Source organism: Streptomyces sp. NBC_00029 (assembly GCF_045160505.1).
In the GTDB taxonomy this organism is placed as follows: domain Bacteria; phylum Actinomycetota; class Actinomycetes; order Streptomycetales; family Streptomycetaceae; genus Streptomyces.
In genome coordinates, this window is the sequence record NZ_CP108292.1 from 740,144 (window position 1) to 757,481 (window position 17,338).

14 protein-coding genes and 3 pseudogenes are annotated in these 17,338 nt (G+C 68.1%); 5 read left to right on the forward strand and 12 right to left on the reverse strand.

Translation table 11 applies throughout. From position 1 onward, the window contains the following. Window positions 1-14 precede the first annotated feature (14 nt). The 4 genes from OG753_RS03640 to OG753_RS03655 all read right to left on the reverse strand — a co-directional run bounded on the left by OG753_RS03640 (window position 15) and on the right by OG753_RS03655 (window position 1,787). Complete coding sequence (locus OG753_RS03640) at window positions 15-278, reverse strand: hypothetical protein (protein WP_405787096.1); 264 nt, start codon at window positions 276-278, stop codon at window positions 15-17. After that, window positions 275-583, reverse strand: a complete 309-nt coding sequence (locus tag OG753_RS03645; RefSeq protein WP_405787098.1) for a DUF6247 family protein — start codon at window positions 581-583, stop codon at window positions 275-277. Before OG753_RS03645 ends, OG753_RS03640 begins: the two co-directional genes overlap by 4 nt. Window positions 584-877: 294 nt before the next feature. After that, window positions 878-1,243, reverse strand: coding sequence for a hypothetical protein (locus OG753_RS03650; RefSeq protein ID WP_405787099.1), 366 nt, complete (start codon window positions 1,241-1,243; stop codon window positions 878-880). A gap of 13 nt (window positions 1,244-1,256) precedes the next feature. Beyond that, window positions 1,257-1,787, reverse strand: a complete 531-nt coding sequence (locus tag OG753_RS03655) for a hypothetical protein (RefSeq protein WP_405787101.1) — start codon at window positions 1,785-1,787, stop codon at window positions 1,257-1,259. 470 nt (window positions 1,788-2,257) lie between these two features. On the opposite strand from OG753_RS03655, the gene OG753_RS03660 reads away from it, so the two are divergent. After that, entirely contained in the window at window positions 2,258-2,701 is a 444-nt protein-coding gene (locus tag OG753_RS03660) for a hypothetical protein (protein ID WP_405787102.1), read from the forward strand. A gap of 164 nt (window positions 2,702-2,865) precedes the next feature. Here OG753_RS03660 and tpg read toward each other — a convergent pair whose 3' ends face one another. Then, window positions 2,866-3,420 carry a telomere-protecting terminal protein Tpg gene (gene tpg / locus OG753_RS03665; RefSeq protein WP_405787104.1) on the reverse strand — a complete coding sequence of 185 codons (555 nt, stop codon included), beginning with the start codon at window positions 3,418-3,420 and terminating at the stop codon, window positions 2,866-2,868. Between the two features lie 99 nt (window positions 3,421-3,519). Beyond that, window positions 3,520-5,616: a telomere-associated protein Tap gene (gene tap, locus OG753_RS03670; RefSeq protein ID WP_405787106.1), complete on the reverse strand. Its 2,097-nt coding sequence runs from the start codon at window positions 5,614-5,616 to the stop codon at window positions 3,520-3,522. A gap of 169 nt (window positions 5,617-5,785) precedes the next feature. On the opposite strand from tap, the gene OG753_RS03675 reads away from it, so the two are divergent. Then, entirely contained in the window at window positions 5,786-6,022 is a 237-nt protein-coding gene (locus OG753_RS03675; RefSeq protein WP_405787107.1) for a DUF6207 family protein, read from the forward strand. 120 nt (window positions 6,023-6,142) lie between these two features. On the opposite strand, the pseudogene OG753_RS03680 reads toward OG753_RS03675, so the two are convergent. From OG753_RS03680 to OG753_RS03705, 6 genes and pseudogenes are all read right to left on the reverse strand, one after another. After that, a pseudogene (locus OG753_RS03680) lies at window positions 6,143-6,345 on the reverse strand (HNH endonuclease); the annotation flags it as partial. 48 nt (window positions 6,346-6,393) lie between these two features. Further along, window positions 6,394-6,879, reverse strand: coding sequence for a hypothetical protein (locus tag OG753_RS03685; RefSeq protein WP_405787108.1), 486 nt, complete (start codon window positions 6,877-6,879; stop codon window positions 6,394-6,396). Window positions 6,880-6,886: 7 nt separating this feature from the next. Then, a complete protein-coding gene (locus OG753_RS03690) occupies window positions 6,887-11,503 on the reverse strand; it encodes a putative T7SS-secreted protein (RefSeq protein ID WP_405787110.1) in 4,617 nt (1,538 codons plus the stop codon). Beyond that, window positions 11,503-12,066 (reverse strand): hypothetical protein, encoded by a 564-nt coding sequence (locus OG753_RS03695; RefSeq protein ID WP_405787111.1) that lies wholly within the window; start codon window positions 12,064-12,066, stop codon window positions 11,503-11,505. Before OG753_RS03695 ends, OG753_RS03690 begins: the two co-directional genes overlap by 1 nt. Beyond that, entirely contained in the window at window positions 12,066-12,497 is a 432-nt protein-coding gene (locus OG753_RS03700; RefSeq protein ID WP_405787113.1) for an SseB family protein, read from the reverse strand. The genes OG753_RS03695 and OG753_RS03700 overlap by 1 nt, the downstream gene beginning before the upstream one ends. Window positions 12,498-12,889: 392 nt before the next feature. Next, entirely contained in the window at window positions 12,890-13,762 is an 873-nt protein-coding gene (locus OG753_RS03705) for a JmjC domain-containing protein (protein ID WP_405787114.1), read from the reverse strand. A 152-nt stretch (window positions 13,763-13,914) separates the two neighbouring features. On the opposite strand from OG753_RS03705, the pseudogene OG753_RS03710 reads away from it, so the two are divergent. The 3 genes and pseudogenes from OG753_RS03710 to OG753_RS03720 all read left to right on the forward strand — a co-directional run. Next, window positions 13,915-15,204, forward strand: a pseudogene (locus OG753_RS03710) (NF041680 family putative transposase); the annotation flags it as partial. A gap of 139 nt (window positions 15,205-15,343) precedes the next feature. Continuing rightward, the gene (locus OG753_RS03715) at window positions 15,344-16,819 is read left to right on the forward strand and encodes a transposase (protein ID WP_405792534.1); all 1,476 of its coding nucleotides are present in this window, start codon (window positions 15,344-15,346) and stop codon (window positions 16,817-16,819) included. Between the two features lie 40 nt (window positions 16,820-16,859). Beyond that, a pseudogene (locus OG753_RS03720) lies at window positions 16,860-17,027 on the forward strand (transposase); the annotation flags it as partial. Window positions 17,028-17,338: the final 311 nt, after the last annotated feature.

The following is a 17,338-nucleotide window of genomic DNA, read 5'->3' on the forward strand; positions in this document are numbered from 1 at the left end:
CAGCGGGAGTGGGGCTATCCGAGCCAGGTGATGGTGAAGACGGACAGACGGTGCAGGGGCCGGTTCACCCAGTAGGTGAGGGAGAGCTGGCCGACGGAGGCATGACGGACGTCCTCGCCCTCGGCGTCGTCGGCGTTCCACTGACGGAAGCCCCACGGGTCGGCCGCGGCAGCGTCCAGGATGTCCCACATCATGTCCTCGGCGTGCTCGGGCAGGGTGTCGAGGACCTTCGCGGCCTGGGCGGAGAAGCGGACCGCGTAGGGCTGCTGTGCGGTCACCGGCGCCTTCCCCGCAGCTCCGCCATGTCGATGAACTCGCTGTCGTCGTAGCCGGAGGCGACGAACGCGTCGACGGCCGGGGCGGAGGCAAGGCGTCCCTGCCAGTCCTGGACGACCTCGTACAGCCCGGCGAGGGAGAAGGTGCGGCGGGACTCCTCCAGCGCGGCCGCCCACTCTCCCTCGAAGGCCGGCACCCAGGTGTCCGCGCGCCGGTCGGCGCGCAGCTGGGCGAGCAGATCGGCCGGCGCCCCGGCGGCAGGCGCGTACGGGGTGGCGGGGGTGTGGTGGTCGGGCTGGGCGCTCATGGACGGTTCCTCCCGGCGGCGGGTCGTACCGCAACGGTACGCGCGCCGTGAGAGTACGGAAGCCGGCATCGTCAGATCCCTCCCTACCGGGTCAGGGTGCGGGCGAGAGTCTGGGCGTGGCGGCGCAGCAGGAGATCCTGCTTGTCCCAGGTGGCGGCGACGTAGGTGAGGAGTTCGGCCGTCGCGCGGTCGGTGTCGCTCGGGGCGGCGGTCGGCGGCGTAGGCGACGTCGGCGGCCGGGGCGGCTGACTCCCTCCCGTAGCCGGGGCGTGGGGCGCCGGTCACCTTCAGGGTCTACTCGTTGCCGGTGCGGGTGAGCGCGGTGACGGCGCCAAGACGGTCCGCTCCGAAGATCACCCGTTCCCTGGCCAGTGCCGCGGAGACGAAGTCCGGGTGGTTGCCGATCGCGGCGGCGACAGCATCCCAGGCATCGGCCACATGCTGCGCGTCGAGGATCGGTTCCACGGTGGTCAGGGACAGTTCGTAGCCGATGCCCTCCGCGTCGCGGAACCAGACTGTTTCGTCGCCGGGTTCGACCGGAGCGACGAAACGGATGTGCGGGCTCCCGCGCAGCGCGTCGGCGATGCGAACGGCGTCGAGCAGCGGGCTCTTGTCGCAGTCGATGGCCGGGTGTGACTGATTCCCAATGACCGTTGTCAAGCGTCGAGGGTGCTTACTGGGTGGCTGATGTCATGCCGATGGCACGCCGGAACCGTGCCCACAGAGAGGTCGGCAAGGTGACGCCAGAGACTTCGTCAGAAGAGTCGGCATCCTGTGATGTGGCGATCCGCTCTGCTCGGTAATCGTGAGCGTCTCCGCGGAATGCGACGGCGTCCTCGCCGATCCCGAGTACCTCCAGGAAGGTGTTCAGGGCCTTGTCTGCTTGCTCGTGCGGCTGGGTGAGCCAGACATACGAAACGCCAAGCGGATTGCCGTCGTGCTTGCTGATCGCGAAGCTGAAATCTTCCAGCCGGAACAGAACGACATCGAGCTCGTCCAGCCCGTCCCAGGACCGCTCCACGCGCAGACGCAGCCGCTGGGCCACGGGCTGCACTGGCAGTGCCAGCGCTCCGATCATCTGGAACAGCGGGGCGGAGTGCTCCCAGACGCTGTACTGGTAGGCCGGGTTCTTGCCGGTGTAATAGGGCGGTTGCGTAGCCGGCTGCCAGTCGGCCTCAGGCCCCGGGACCTCGATCTCTGTCACAGCAGCTCCTCCCCACGGCCTCCAGCCAACTGGTGATCAACCTACCTTCGCCAGGTTGGCCGGCGTTATGCGGCGCCGGTCAGGCCCGGTTGCGGTGGCTGGGCTGTCCATTGGCGTTGGTCGCGGATGAGGGCCCACAGAACGTCGAGGCGGCGGCGAGCGAGAGCAAGAATCGGTGTGCCGACGCACGGCAGGTGGCACCAGCGGCAGCTGTCGACCTGCGCTTTCGCCCTGGTGAGGAGCCGTAGTTGTCACCAGTTCGGCACGCCACCCGTCACCGGCCATGGGATCCGCAGAGCAACGGCCACGGACGGAGACGGTCGAACACCGGGACGCATTCGCTGTACTCCTGAAGGGTGACGCAGAGCCCTTCCGGCCCTCTGTCGCACGTTGGCAGGGAAGGGATCCGCCTGGCCCAAAAGATCAGCGGCGACCCTCACGGGCGCCGCACGACACGAGTGGAGTCGGCCATGGCACCCGTACCGAACGGCACCTACACGATCACCCGCCCTCGCGAACAGCTGCTCACGCTGCTGGACGGGGCATCGGAACCCAAGACACCCGTTGTCCTGCTGCCGCCCACCGGCAACCCCGGCGAGCAGGAGTGGCAGCTGGAGAGACTCGACAACGGCAACTACACGATCCGCAACCTCCGCAGCGAAACCTATGTCTCCTACGACGGCGACCCGGAGATGAACAAGCCGGTCGTCGGATACCCCGAGCCCCGTGAGTGGGCGCTCTACCAGAGCGACCGGCCGCACACCTTCCACGTTGTCGTCCCCGGCGGCCCCGTCGACGGCGAGGAGCTGGCCCTGGACCTCAGCCTGCTGCGGATCTTCCCGCCCCGTATCGCCCTGAGGCCACTCGACGTCAGCAACCAAAGCCAGGCGTGGACCTTCCAGTTCATGGAGTAGAGATCTGGACCGGGTGCCCGGACCGGCAGCCGGCCCGGGCACCGGCCCCGAAAACACGGCCCCGCCCACACCAGCCGCTCTCCGGATGACAACAAGCCCGCTTCTGTGTCAACTTTCGTGCTTCGGCTCAGTGCGGCGCTGCCGGGTGTGCCCGGCGGTGGGGTTCAGAAGGAGACGTCGAAGTAGTCGATGTCGGTGAACTCGACCCGGAGCTGGTCGGCTCGGGTTCCGCCGTCCTTGAGGTAGATCTCCTGGAGCCCCTCGGCGACGATCGCGCGCAGGTCGCGGTCGGCGGCGCCCTGGGCGCGGGCGTCGAAGAGGCGTTGGGCGTAGGCGGCGGGGAGGTGGACGGTGAGGCGGCGGACGCGGCCGTCGTCGGTGGTGCCGACGGGGGCGGTGTACCCGAAGCGGGCGCGGGTCTCGACGGTGATCCCGGTGCTGGTGGCGGCGTCCTTGCGGCGGCGGCCGCGTACCACGGGCTGCCAGCGGGCGCGTACGGCGGTGTCGATACGGTCCGCGACAGTCTTGGGCGGGGTCTTGCGGTCGCCTTTGCGGTAGCGCTCGACCGACCGCTGGCTGACTCCGAGCTCGGCTGCGACCGCGCTGGTCGTCTTGAGGTGCTTCAGCAGGAAGTTGATCCGGCCCTTCAGGGTCTTGGGCGGTTCCTTGGTGAAGGCCTCCTGGTCGGCGCGGACGATGGCGTCCTCGATCTCTCCCACAGCGGTTCAGCTCCTCAACGGGGGGGGCCAGGTCATGCGGCTTGAGCGGCCTGTCGGCTGTGGCCTCCGGCACGTCTCGCCAGAGGCCACAGAGCGGTTCTATTCGCCGTCGTCGAGGACGGCGTCGCCGCCCTTGATGTGGCGGGCGGGGTTGAGGCCCTTCTCCATCAGGTCCACCGCCCAGGCCATCTCCTGCACCCCTTCCAGCTTCGCCAGGCCGGGGGTGGGGCCTAGGCGGAAGCCGCCCATCAGCGGCTTGCCCGACGCGGCGTACGGTAGGAAGTCCAGCGGGGATGCACCGGGGCTGGGGTAGACGACGCAGTCGGAGAGGACCGCAAGCGGGTACAGCCCGGTGAGCTTGACCATGTTGGTCAGCTTGCGATGCATGTTGACGCGGGCCTTGGAGATGACGGCGGCGCGGATGTCGGGGCGCCAGGTCGGGCGCTGCATCGCGGGCCACGGGTCGCCGTCGCGGTAGGTGCGGCCCTGGGGGCGTTCGCGGAGCTTGCCGATGCCGCCCTTGACCGTGGCCTTGATCGCGGCGAGGACTGCGGCCATGGCGGGGTCGGTCTGCTTGTGGTGCTCCATCGCGGTGAGGAAGTCGGCGTCGGTTAGGTCGGCGGTGACGCCGAGGTCGGCGAGAGTGTCGACGTATGCGGTCTTGAGCCGGTCGTGCCACGGGTCGAGGTAGGCGCCGGTCTCGCGGCGCAGGTAGGCCTCGACGGGGTGGACGTCGTGGCCCAGTTCCTGGGCGTAGCCGAGGGTGTGGGTCTGGTACCAGGCCGGACCGGTCGGCCGGGTGCCGTCCGGGGTGAACGGCGAGGGCAGGCGCGGGTCGAGTTCGATGTGGGAGAGGTCGGCCAGCCAGGAGCCGGGGATCTTCTTGTTGAAAACCGGCCGGTGAAAGTGGTCCGGCGCGGACAGGCCCACCATCAGGCGGGCGGCGGCCGCGAGGAAGGCGGTGTTGAGGTCCAGGCCGACCGCGTACGGCAGCAGACACTCGGCGTCGGAGAGGAGGGCGGGGTCGCGGACCCACTGGTAGGCCTCCTCGTTCAGGAAACCCCCACTCCAGCCCGTCCCGACGACGACGGGGTGTTCGGCGATCGCCTCCGGAGGCGCCGGGTCCACCGGCTCCGAACCCAGCGAGCCCGGGTGGTACCCCGACACCCAGGCCCCGGTCCCGTCCTCCTGCACGGCCCGGGTGGGCGGGCGCAGGGCGGTCATCAGCTCCAGCCCGGACACGGCCGTCGAGCCGCGCGGGGTGATGACCCGCTGCGCGTACACGCCAAGGACGCGGGCGATGTCGGCGGGATCCATGGCAGCGACGCCCGGCCAGGAGCGGGTGTCGAGGGCGTCCCAGGACAGGACCGCGAGCTGCACGCACTGTCGCGCGCTGCCTTCGGCCTTGCGGTAGACGCGCGCCCACGGGCCGAAACCGCGCTGCGTGAGCTGCCACTTCGCCTTGCGGACCTGCTTCACGACCAGGTGGTCGTCCGCCAGACGCAGGGAGCGGCGCTCCTCTCGGCCCTCAAGGTGCTCGGGCAGGCCGAGCTTCACGGCGGCCGCGGCGGTGAGCACGATAAGCGGGTCGGAGTCCTTGCCGTTGCGGTTCAGGCGTGGAGCACCGAGCCCGGACTCCTTCAACGTCCACTCGACCAGTTCGACCACGGTGGTGGCGGGGCAGTCCAGCACGATCCCGTCCACGCCGTACGCGCTGCCGTCGCCATCCAGTACGGCGAGCGGGCCGTGCGGGAACCGGGGATCGGCGGGAGTAGAGGTAGCGGGCTTGGCCGCCTTCTTCGCGGCGGGGCGCCGCGAGGTCGCGGCCGGACGGACCACGGGCTCGGCAACGGCGTTACTACTGGACGCGGCTGACGGGGCAGCCGGAGCAGCGGCGGCCGGTGCGGGCCTGCCGGGCAGTGCGGCGGGCACGGGTGCGCTCGGGCGGGCGGGGTGCTGGGCGGACCAGCCGTCCAGCAGTCGCTGATATGCCTGACGGCGCGGTGGCCTCGGCTCGGACCGGCCCGCTTCCCAGTTCTTCACCGACTGGGTCGTGGTCCGCAGGACCTGGGCGAGTCGGGCCTGGGTGATACCGGCCGCCTCGCGCAGCCGGGCCCGCTCCGCCGGCGGCGGCATCTCGGGCTCACCGGTCAGCAGGGCATCCACGGCCGCGAACAGCTCATCCTCGGTTGGCATACCCAAACCCTAGCACGCCTTAACCCTGAATTCATGTATTTCTTACCTCTGGATTTAACCTCTGGTGGTTGTTCGTGTCGCGGGCGGCGGGCCTTGATCTGGAGCACTCGATGGGGTGCACCTGACGCACGGGCGAAACCGGTTCCACGGCTCGCGGGTTGCCGAGGGCATGAGCGACGAGAGCGTCATGACGATCGAGATCCGGGGCCACGAGCCGGCCGCAGTCACAGCTGCGCAGCGGATCTCCGAGCTGTTCCTCTCCAGCGGCCCGTGCCGGCTGCGCCGCACCCCGGGCGAGACCGAGGTGCAGGTGCGGTTGTACGCGGACGTCAGCCGGAAACCGGACGAGGGCGGCTACCCCTGCACCGAGGAGGATTTGGAGGAAGGAGCCAGGGCCCTGCGGTGACGTCCCGCCCCGTCCCTGGGAGACTGGGTACCGGCCACGGCCGCCCCGCTCGCGCCTCGGGCATGCCGATGGGGCTGCCACCCGACCGACAGGGTGGCAGCCTTCAGTCCGTCGACATCGCTACGGGGCGGGGGTGAACTCCACGTCGGTGCCGCCGCAGCCGGCCGCGATCTCCAGGAGCCGGTCCCGCTCCAGCTCATCGACAGCGAGACCCAGCGGAGCTTCGTCGCGGTCCACTCGGCCCCGTACCGGCACACCGCGTCTGCGGACGGAGGCAGCCAGTGCGCCGGGTCCTGGTCCGCCTTCGACCGGTTCGAACGGGCCGGTTATCCGGATGATCCGGGAAAGCGGCCCTTCGGCTTCAGTCCCGGCTACCATTTCGCGAAAGGCGTTCCCATCGCGAGCTCGGGAGCGGCGCGTCGCAGCGCGGACCCAAAATCGGCGGCCAAGCCGGCGAGAAGTTCGAGCGCTGCCGCCCGCGACAGGACCTCCACCTCCGGATCCGGGCGCCACGCGGTGCCCGAGACGCAGCGGATCTCCGTGGTACCCCCGGTGGGCGTGAAGGTCAGGCGCCGTTCGATGCCCTGCCCGTAGAGGTCGATCTCGGCGGAACGGCCCGACTGCAGATTGTCGATCGCCTGGGGGAGCTGCTCGATGACCGATGAGAGATCGTACGAAACACTCACCGGCCATTCTTCTTGGCCGAACCCCGAAACGAGGAAGCGTGCATCGGTTTCCGAGAGCAGCTGGCATGCATCCATCGCGAGCGACTCGTAGTCGCTATCGGAGAATTCGATTTCCACCAGGTCGGGAGCCAATTCCACCGAGGGGGACGTGAGGGACATCTTCATGGTCATTTCACCATCACTTCACTATGGGGAAGGCTGTTTTATAGGTTCCGTCAGGTTTGGGAACCATGCGGACGTGGGTCGGTTCCACGATCGAACCATCGGGTTTGATGACCTGCCCCATTCCCGGTGGGATCGGTACTTCGCGTACGCCGCCATCCGGATCGTGATGCGCCTTCAGAAACTCTACGGCCTTGGAGTTGTCCAGCCACTGCCCTTGGTCATTGCCTGTGGAGCGGGCACGGTCCGTGAGGCTTTGCGTGATCTTCGTTCCCGCTCCGTGCTCACTGAATGTATGCCCGAAGGTGGGTCGGCTCTTCTCGTTCCAGTTGAGATCCTCGGTCTTCTTCTTGCACGGTTTGAGGCCGAGCGGATCGGACCAGGTGTGAGGGTTGGACACGTAGGACCGAGGTGTGGGTGCAGGAGCCAGGCCCAGAGGGTCCGGTGTCAAGTATTGTGCCACCTCCGGGTCGTAGTGCCGGAAATAGTTGTAATGCAGGCCCGTCTCCGGGTCGAAGTACTGGCCCGGGAACCGGAGAGGGGTATAGGTCGCACTGGTCGCGGCCCACGTGGTCGTGCCCCACAAGGTGCTGCGCATGCGCCAGGCCAGATTGCCCTCATCGTCGATCAGTTCACTCGGCGTGCCGATCAGGTCGGTGACAATGGAGAAGAACCGCTCGGCAACCAGTTCCTGTGGTGCGTCAGGTCCGAGGATCCGCTCCGTCTGGGCGAGCGGATGCAAGCCGTCGTGGTCCCACGTGAGCGCCACAGGGTGCGGCAGGGCCGCGCTCGTGGTCGTCTGTTCGCACAGCAGGCTGTCGTCCCAGACGAACGACACCCGCTCGACGATCGAGGGGCCGCTGTCGGCCAGGCGCTGCTTGGACACACGGCGGCCCAGGGCGTCGTACCGGTAATACCACACGGAGCCGTCCGGTGTGGTGACGGAGGTCAGCCGGTCCTCGGCGTCCCATGTGTAGTGCCAGGTATCGGGTTTCCGTGACAGGCGGGTCTTCTGCCGGAGAACGATCCGGCCCTGGGCGTCGCGCTCGTAGCGGACACTCCCAGCGCGGGTGATCTGCGTGCCGCTGTAGGAGCGGGGGCCTGCCGCGTCCTGCTGCGCGTGCGTTACTGGCCATGAGGCATCGGTCTGGTTGCCGACCGCGTCGTAGGTGTACCGCTCGGTCCAGCCCTCGGCCCGAACCGCCGTGACCCGGCCGGCCGCGTCGAGGTCGAAGCGACGACGCCCGGCGAGCTCGTCGTCGATGCCGATCAGGTTACCGTCCGCCCGGTAGGCGTAGCCGCGGCGCTGGAGCGAACGTCCGTGGCTGCTGACGCCCTGCTCGGTCAGGCGGCCCATCACGTCGTAGCCGTGTGACAGCGTGACCGCTTCACCGACGCGGCGCACCACCTCCTGGCCGAGCGCGTCGCGTTCGAAGGTCATCGTGCGGCCAGCGGCAGTGAGCGATTCCGGTCGTCCGGCCGGGTCGTAGGTCCAGGAGCTGACGGCGCCGCTCGGTGTCTTCCTGCCGGTTCGGCGGCCGAGGAGGTCGTATTCGAAGGTGAGCGTCCGGCCGTCGACGGTCTCTGCCACGAGACGTCCGTGGCGGTCGCGCAGGCGCGTGAGGGTGACCTCAGGGGTCGTCGCCACGGCGAGTTCATCGAAAACGTCGTACTCGAAGGTGGTGACGGCCCCCGCGGCGTCCTTGCGGACGACCTGCCCGAGAGGGTTGTACTCGAACCCGATGCTCTGGCCCATGCCGTTCGTACGCGCGATCAGCCGGCCCGCCGGGTCGTAGCCGTAGGCGATGGTCCGCTGGTCGAAATCGGTCTCGGTGACGAGCCGCCCGGCAGGGTCGTAGTCGTACTGCCAGACGAGACCCTGTGGGTTAGTGACCTGCGTCAGCCGGAGGTTGGTGTCGTGGGTGAACCGGTACGCGAGCCCGTCCGGGCCGGTGCGAGAAGCGGGAAGGTCGAAGTCGGCGTACTCGTAGGTGGTGACCCCGCCCAGCGCATCGGTGTGGGTTGTGCAGTTGCCCTCGCCGTCGTATGTCCAGGAGTGTTCGCTGCCGTCCCCCTCGACGCGACCGGCGAGATGCCCCTCCACCGTCCACTGGAACCGGGCCGAGTAGCCCAACGCGTCCGTGAAGGAGACCGGCCGACCGAATCCGTCGCGTGCGATCCGTGTCGTCGCGCCGAGGGGGTCGGTCAGCTCGACCTCCAGGCCGGCCCCGTCACTGCGGACGACGGTGACATGGCCGAAGGCGTCCGTGACGGAGACGAGATTGCCCGACTCCTCGTAGTTGAAGTGGGTCGTGGCGCCGGACGGGGTGGTGACGGAGGTGCGGTTGCCGCGGTCGTCGAAGGTCTGGCGGGTCACCGCTCCATCGGCGCTCACCGTGCGCACAGGCCGTCCGGACGTGTCGTACTCCGCGCTCAGGGTCCGTCCGTCCGGCCTGACCACGGTGGTGAGACGGCCGGCCTCGTCGAAGGTGAATCGTTCCACGTTGCCGAGTGGATCGGTACGGGACCGAAGACGGTTGTGGCGGTCGTACTCGAAGCGGGTGGTCCCGCCCAGGGCATCGATCTCGGCGACGATCCGGGAGCGCCCGTCGACAACGAACTGCTTCGTGTGCCCGAGGCCATCGGTGATGGACGTCGTCCTCAAGCCGGTGTCGGGATCGGTCTCGCCCCAAGTGAACCGGGATTCGACGTGGCCGTTGGTGCCGGACTGGTAGGTGCAGCGGTCCTGGTCGTCGTAGACGTAGTCGTAGTGGTTGCCGTTGGTGTCGGTCCACGCGGTGATGCGGCCGTGCACGTCGCAGTCGAAGCGCAGCGGCCGGCCGGAGGAATTGGTGACCGCAGTCAGGTGCCCGTCGGTGTAGCCGTAGCGGAGGATCTCCTGGTCGCTGCCGTCCGCGGCCGCTCCCGCGAGGTGGAGGGCCGTCACCCGGCCCTCGCTCGTGGTGAGCTTCAGGTGGTAGCCGCCGTGGTGGACGATCGACGTCGGGGCGCCCGCTTCGTCGTGTTCGAAGCTGATCCAGCGGCCGTTGCGGTCCTCGACCTGGGCCAAGAGCGCGAGCTCGTCGCTGTGATCGACGAAGTGCCAGACCCTGCCGGTGTTGGGATCTGTGAGGGTGTAGCCGCCCTGGACCCGGTCCAGCGGCCACTGTCGGCCGTGCATCGGCAGAACCGGGATGCCGGGGGCCGGGTGGGGGTACGCCAGCAGGCTGCCCTCGTCGCAGCTGAAGACCACGCCTTTCGCGTCGATCTCCAGCCGCTGGTCCACCGTGCTCGACCAGGTCGGACCGAACCAGCGACCCGAGCGGCGTGAGGAGTCGAAGGTGCGCTGGAAAACGAGGGGCATCGATCCGGGAAGGGTGATGTCCGTCTGCGGCAGCAGCATACGGCCGGTCGCCATGTCCACCGGGTCGCCGTCGCAGACGTTGTCGCCACACTGGTTGCTGTTGTGGTTCGGATCCTTCTCGTGATCCTCTCGGCTGCCGCCCGGCTTCGTGTCGTCCAGGTGCTTCGCCTCTGAGCCGAGCCTTCGCCCGGCACCCATGCCCTTGCCGCCGAGGAAGTCCGGAATCATCCTGCCGACGCCCTCGTTCGAGTCCTTCATGAACTCGTCGAGCATCTGCTTGCCAGCGCCCCACGGGTCGTTGGCCATGGTGAGCAGCCCTGCGGCCGTCGAGTTCAGGTTGGTCCGAAATTCGGCGGGGTGCGTGATGTTGTAGAGGTCGAGCGGGTTGAGCCCGCGGGCGAAGTTGAGTGTGCCGGCCGTGCCCTTGAGGACACCACCCGCAAGGTGCGTCTTCGCGAGGTCGAAGTAGTCCATGCCGTCACTGAGCTGCTCGGCGTACGAGGGCTTCTTCGGGGCTTTGTCGCGGGCCGCGCAGACGGCCGTACGGGCCGTCTCCGCGACTTCGTTGCGCTGCTTGCGGGCGCTGGTGAGTTTGTCCTGGGCTGCGGCGATCAGGGGCTTTCCGGGGTCGTCGAAGTCTTCGGGGTCGACCGGCCTCGGTGGCAGGTGGTCCTTCTTTGCCTTCACCGCATCGTTGTAGGCCTCGGCCTGCTTGTTGTAGGCGTCGCGAGCGTCTGCTGAGACCTTCTTCGCGTGGTTGTAGTCCGCCAGGGCCTCCTTCGCCTGCCCCTGCGCCCACTCCACCGTGTCGGCGAAGCGGCCCATGGCGTCGGCGGCCTTGCCGAAGGCTTCAGCGGCCTGGAACCAGCGCGGCGGCTCCTTGGCCACCGCCGTCCGGAAGGCGTCCGCCGACTTGCCCTTGAGACCGTCGGGCTCCCCGATGCCCTTCAGACCGTTGCCGACCTGCTCAAAGGATGCCGTGAAGTCGTTCAGGTGCGATACCTGAGCCCGTATCTTGGCCACGCTGCCGTAGACCAGCTTCTTCGGGTCCTCGGTCTGGCCCAGCTCGAGTTCCTCCACGTCCGCGCCGAGCCGGTTGGCGGCGGAGCGGCTCTTGTCCCGGATCCAGTCGCCGGCGTCGTCGAGGCCTACCTTCTCCGCCAGGCCGGCCGTCTTGTTTCCGATCCGCTCGATGGAGTCGCCGGCTTCCTCGACGAAGTCCTCGGCAAAGTCCTCGACCGGGTCGGGTATGAAGTCACTCCAGCCCATCAGTTACCGCCCCCGTTGCCGTCCACCTGGTCCAGCAGATCCTTCAAGGAATGCACCCTGCCGGTGGAGGTCACCGTGTCCTTGGTCTCCGACCAGGTCTCCTTGATGTCCCTGTCGCTCTTCTCGAACGACTCGTCGCTGTAGTCCGGCTTGTAGACGTCCCACCGGAAGAGGTCTCCCCAGGCCTTCTTCTCGATGTCGTCCTCACTGGCATAGGGATTGCCGTACGCGGAGTTCACGACCACTTTGAAGGCACCCTGCATGTACTGGTCCTCCTCCCAGACCGTGCCCGCGGCGATCCCGAGGGACTGGGCGAGCGTGCTCGCATCCTGCACGAGGCTGCGTACACCCCACTCCCAGCGCTCGCAGAAGTCCTCGAAGTCGGTGGCCAGCCCGGCGTGCCCGGCTTCCATTCCCGTCATCGAAAGGTCGCTGAAACCAGCGCCCTGCGAGGCGCCGGCGGCATCCGAGGACTCACGCAGCTCCGAGATCGCCGCGCGCAGCCCGTCCTGGATGTTCTTGACCGCTGTCGGTGAGACCTCAAGGTCCCCGTCGCCCGCCATCAGGCCACGTCCACGGCGTCGACGGCGCACGCGTCGGGGACGATCCCCGCAACCGGCGGGAAGACCATCGAGCCGGCCTGGTCGGCGACGTTGACGGCTATGCCCGCAGGGCCGTCGACCATCGGGACCACGGCATCAACGAGTCGCGCGCCCAGAATGGAGAGGTACGGCCACTCCCGGTCGGCGGCGCCACGCGCCTCGGCGAACCGGGCCAGTGCCTCCTCGTCCGTGAACGCGTACAGCCAGCGAATACCGCCCCGGACGGCGGACATCAGGCCCCCATGGGCGCCGGCGGAGGCGGCGGAACCGTCAGCAGGGACAGCGAGGGGCACAATCAATACAGCCCGGCGGAACTCACCCATCAGCCGCGCCGGATCACCCCTGCCATCCCGGACGGCTGCTATCTCCCCGGTCAATTCCATGTTCCTCATCCCCCAAGTGCTGTTCAGCGCCCTGGAAGGAACCTTAACTTGGGTGTTTGCTCCGCCTTCAGGGGGATCTCTGCCATGTCTCCGACAGTCGGCCGAATATCAGTCAGGGCCAGCCCTCGCCCCCTCACCACCTGGCCCAGGAACCGGTTTACGCGCAGGGGAAGCCGCCCCCGGCTCGGGCGGGACGCACCGTTTCACAGCTCGTTCGGTGTTCTCACTTGTGAAACCCGCTCCTGCGCGCTGTCATCTACGACCCCCGTCCTGCACTGTCTGTCGAACGACCGTGGCAAGGGTTGCGGTTCGGGTTTGACGGCTCGCGGGCCTGCGGCGAATCCCTGGCACGGCCCGCGAAGGGCCGTGCCAGAGGTCAGGTCCGGGCAGGACGGGCAAGGTCACGCAGGGCATACCTCGTTCATGGGTGCCATCGCGACCAGGGGCCTCGGTTCCGGAGCGTCGGGTCCTGTCGGTGGCGACATGATGGTGTCGCCGAAGAGGTCATTGCGCTGGTGGTTGCTTCTTTCCTCACCGGGTGTGTTGGGGCCTCGGGCCAGCGTCGTGGCAGCCGGGTCCGTTGGTAGCTCGGGGGTCGGCGGCACGCTTCTGGAGTGCTGGGGGATCAGCACGGCCCTGGGCGGCACCAGGGTGATGGAATCCTGTGGTTTCTGGGTCCATTCCAGGGGCGGAACCACGACGATCGCGCCCTGCATCTGCGCGGATCGCTCCATCGGGGGTTCGCCTGCGAGCAGCAGGGAGAGCAGGACGGCGTCGCCCTCGGGGGCGTCGGGGGTTTCGGTGTCGCGCCAGGTGGGGGCCTGGCGGGTGGGGCCGTAGATCCGCCACCGCTTCGCGCCCTCGACCTGACAGACCACAACGTCATGGTCGTCCCAGTGCGTCCCGAAGCCCTCCGCCGCGGTCCACGACGCGTACGCGTTCACCTGCACCGGGGTGCGCAGGAACCGCTCCAGGCCTTCGGCGGCGGCCATGATCGGGGGGTGGATCTCGTCGATCGAGTCGACGACGAGGGAGGCGCCCTCGCGGATGCGGGCGTGGAGTTCAGCGGGCTGGATCCGGTGCCAGACCACGGACCGGCGGGTGGTGGGCGGCTCCAGACGGTGGGTGGCGATCACCTGGTTGAGGGTGCTCCAGGAAGCGAGGCCGGCGAAGTCGTCGGGCTTGCCGCGGACGACGAGGTGGGAGCGGAAATACGACTGGGCGAGGAAGAGGTCCCCGCCCAGCCGCTCCGCCCACGAAGGGGCGTCGAACATCAGAAGATCAGCTTTTGCCGGTTAGCTTGCCGTTTAAGGTCCTCCGTCGAACGGGGCTCGAACTTGTTTGGTTTTTTCCCAGTTCACGAGATGTGTGAGGGGCCGCGGGTCGATCCTGTGCTGAGCGACAGCGCAGTACGGAGGCCGGGATCGTGGGACTGGTCGAGCATGAGGTTGAACGAGATGCGTTGACGGTGGTGGCGGAGTTCCGCTCGGAGTTGTACGCGTGCCTGACCGCGCGGAGTGACGTCCTGTTCGAGTTGTGCGACGCGCTGTTATGCACCGACGGTCCGGTCCGCACCCTCGTGGACCTGGCGCTCGCTCCCGAGCATCGGCGCGGGCACGGGGCCTTGTACTCCGGGATCAACCACGGTCGGATCGACGTCGCCCGGCTGCGCCGAGCACTGACCAATGTCCCGCTTCCCCGAGCCAGTGACGGTCGGCTGGTGCTGGCCGTGGACGTCTCCCCGTGGTTGCGTCCGGACGCCGACACTTCCTCGGACCGGTCCTTCTGCCATACCTTCGGCCGGGGCCTGGGCAAGCACCAGATGGTGCCCGGCTGGCCGTACTCGATCGTCGCCGCCCTGGAGACCGGCAGGACCTCGTGGACCGCGTTGCTGGACGCGATCCGGCTGGAGCCCGGCGCCGACTTGGCCGCGGTCACCGCCGACCAAGTCCGCGACGTCGTCCAACGTCTCGTGGACGCCGGCCAGTGGCGCGACGGGGACCCGAAGGTCTTGGTCGTACTGGACGGAGGTTACGACGGGCCCCGCATCGCCCACCTCCTGGCCGACCTGCCCGTGGAGGTTCTGGGCAGGCTCCGCTCGGACCGGGTGATGCGTAAGCCCGTTCCGGTGCCGTGGATCTGCCCGCCGCAGGGCGGCCGCCCGCCCAAGCATGGCGGTGAGTTCGTCTGCGGCCGGCCCGGGACCTGGGGTGATCCAGACGTGGTCACCCTCACGGACACCGACAGGTATGGGACGGCGACGGCGCAGGCGTGGGACCGGTTGCATCCCCGGCTCACCCGCCGGGCGGCATGGGGCGATCACGAAGGGCCGCTGCCGATCATCGAGGGCACCGTGATCCGCCTGTCGGTCGAGAAGCTGCCCAGCGGCGGTGTGAACAAGCCCGTCTGGCTGTGGTGGTCGGGCACCGGCGCCGATCCCCAGGAGGTCGATCGCTGTTGGCAGGCGTTCCTCCGCCGGTTCGACGTGGAGCACACCTTCCGCCTGCTCAAGCAGACTCTCGGCTGGACCCGGCCCAGACTGCGGGACTCGCAGGCCGCCGACCGCTGGACCTGGCTCGTCCTGGCCGCGCACGCTCAGCTTCGCCTCGCCCGCCCGCTCGCGCGCGACCTCTGACGGCCATGGGAGCGGCCGGCAGAACCGAACAGACTCCCACCGGCCCGGGTTCGGCGGGGGTTCAGGAACCTGCGGGCGAAGACCGGGAGGCTGTCGCACAACTGCCGGCCACTGGTGGTCAAGTGCGAGCCGATGTTCGGTTCTGGTCTTCTGTGGGGCGTCTGAGCCTTGATCTGTGGGTCGGAACTTTCTCCCGCGTGACCGTGACCGTGTGCTTGAGATGCCGCAGGACGTGCGGGAGTGGCTGCCACCCGACCACCTGTGCTGGAAGGTGCTAGAGGTCGTTGATCACCTTGATCTGTCGGAGTTCGTGGACAGCTACCGCGATGACGGTCAGGGCCGGGCGGCCTATCCTCCGCAGGCTCTGATCGCGCTGCTTCTGTACTGCTACAGCAAGGGAATCCGCTCTTCCCGCAAGATCGAACAGGCATGCTTCGATGACGTGGGCTGCCGGATCATCACCGCGAACCGAAGAGTCGACCACTCCACCCTCGCTCGCTTCGTCCGACGTCATCGGGAGGCTTTGAAGCTGTTGTTTGTGCAGGTCCTTGCGATGTGCAGTCGTCAACAAGGGCTGCTTGACCTCGCAGCTGTTGCAGTGGACGGCTCTCCGATGGAGGCGAACGCCTCACGTGCTTCGAACCAACGCCTGCAGCGGCTTGACCGCGTGATCTCGGAGTGTGAAGCGGAGATCGACACGATGGTGGCCGGAGACCTGCAACCTGATGGGGCCGAGGACGCGGACAGCGACGTGGTGCGGAACGAGTGGCCTCGGTTTTCGCGGCTGCTGGACCGGCTCAACCGGGCAGCTGCGGCCAGACAGAAGCTCTTCGAGCGTGCTCTTCCCTCGGCTGGGGAGATCCGGCTCAAGGTGGAGGCCGCCGAGCGGATGGTGGCTCGGGCGGAGAAGCGACTGAACGCGGAATCTGAGGCCCACCGGAAGAAGCTGGAGAAATACGCCGAACGGACCCGTGCGGACCTGGTGGCGGGGCTTCGCGGAGCCAACGGCCGGCCACCGGTGCCGATGGAGCACAAGACCGTATTGGTCCGGCAACGAAAACGGCTGGTCAACGCCCAGGCATGGCTTGAGCGGGCCCGTAGCCCGAGGCCGGATCCTTCCTCGACTGCTCAGGCCTCGCTCAGCGATCCTGATTCTCGGATGATGCTTTGCAAGCGCGGCGGGTTCGTCCAGGGCTACAACATCCAGATCGCCTGCGCCCGCCGCCAGCTTCTCCTGGCGATCGAGGTTCAGGACAACCCGTCCGACATGACCGCCCTCGTCCCCATGGTGAACAAGACGCAGGTCAACTGCCTTGGCGCTGGGATAGAGCAGCCGATCCAGCTCTGGCTCGCCGACAGCGGATATGCCTCTACCTCGGCCTTCGAGGCACTCGCTGACTTTCCACTCCTTGTCTCGGTGACCAGTGAGGCCCACCAGGCAGGCTTCGAGGCGAAACGCGAAGGTCCACGGGGTGGCCAGCACGAGATGGCAGCCCGCCTCGCCACACCACTGGGAAAGGAGCAGTACAGACAACGGGGTGCCCTGGTCGAGCCCGGGTTCGCCCAACTCTTCCAGCGGTTCGGACGCCGGCTCAACTACCGCGGCCACGACGGCGTGGACACCGAGATCAAACTCCTCGGCGCGGTCCACAACCTCAGCAAACTCTTCGATCACAAGGCCAGACCGAGGTCTTGACTGCTGCCGGGCGGCAGTTGCGCGACAGCCTCCCGGCACGCCAGCCGGTGCACCGAAACCCACCCGCCCCGGCCCCGGCCGGCCACTCGGATCGAAGAACCGGCGGACCGCCACCCGCTACGACGTCGGACGCGTCCTCGCCACCGGCGAGGCATACAGCCGCCCCGCACACCACAAGAAGGGGACGAAGCCGCGACGAACGGACTGAGCTGCAAGTCAGGTGCCACGGCGCAGCTGTCTCTGGCAGGATCACCCCATGACGTTCTACAGAAAGGCCCATGCCGCGTAGACGGCCCGGGCGTGTCCGCGCCGAGCAGTGGCCGCGGCACCGGCTTACCTATCAACCCCCTATTGCTGGCCTGTCACCGCCTGCTCTTGCCGAAGTTGCCAGGGTCGAGAGGAACCGGAACTACCTGTGGCCTGGCGTCACGGCCGAGTCCGTGAGGATTTGGCGAGAGTTCGTACGGGACCCGTACCGCAACCTCTGGAGTGAGTACGAGGACGGCGGCTGCGGCGTGT

Bases quoted from the DNA above. Each gene is read 5' to 3' on its own strand.
- OG753_RS03660 (WP_405787102.1), top strand. From the start codon at position 2,258: ATGGCACCCGTACCGAACGGCACCTACACGATCACCCGCCCTCGCGAA.
- OG753_RS03705 (WP_405787114.1), bottom strand. From the start codon at position 13,762: ATGTTCGACGCCCCTTCGTGGGCGGAGCGGCTGGGCGGGGACCTCTTC.
- OG753_RS03675 (WP_405787107.1), top strand. From the start codon at position 5,786: ATGAGCGACGAGAGCGTCATGACGATCGAGATCCGGGGCCACGAGCCG.
- OG753_RS03645 (WP_405787098.1), bottom strand. From the start codon at position 583: ATGAGCGCCCAGCCCGACCACCACACCCCCGCCACCCCGTACGCGCCT.
- OG753_RS03685 (WP_405787108.1), bottom strand. From the start codon at position 6,879: ATGACCATGAAGATGTCCCTCACGTCCCCCTCGGTGGAATTGGCTCCC.
- OG753_RS03715 (WP_405792534.1), top strand. From the start codon at position 15,344: ATGCCGCAGGACGTGCGGGAGTGGCTGCCACCCGACCACCTGTGCTGG.
- OG753_RS03690 (WP_405787110.1), bottom strand. From the start codon at position 11,503: ATGGGCTGGAGTGACTTCATACCCGACCCGGTCGAGGACTTTGCCGAG.
- tap (WP_405787106.1), bottom strand. From the start codon at position 5,616: ATGCCAACCGAGGATGAGCTGTTCGCGGCCGTGGATGCCCTGCTGACC.
- OG753_RS03695 (WP_405787111.1), bottom strand. From the start codon at position 12,066: ATGGCGGGCGACGGGGACCTTGAGGTCTCACCGACAGCGGTCAAGAAC.
- OG753_RS03700 (WP_405787113.1), bottom strand. From the start codon at position 12,497: ATGAGGAACATGGAATTGACCGGGGAGATAGCAGCCGTCCGGGATGGC.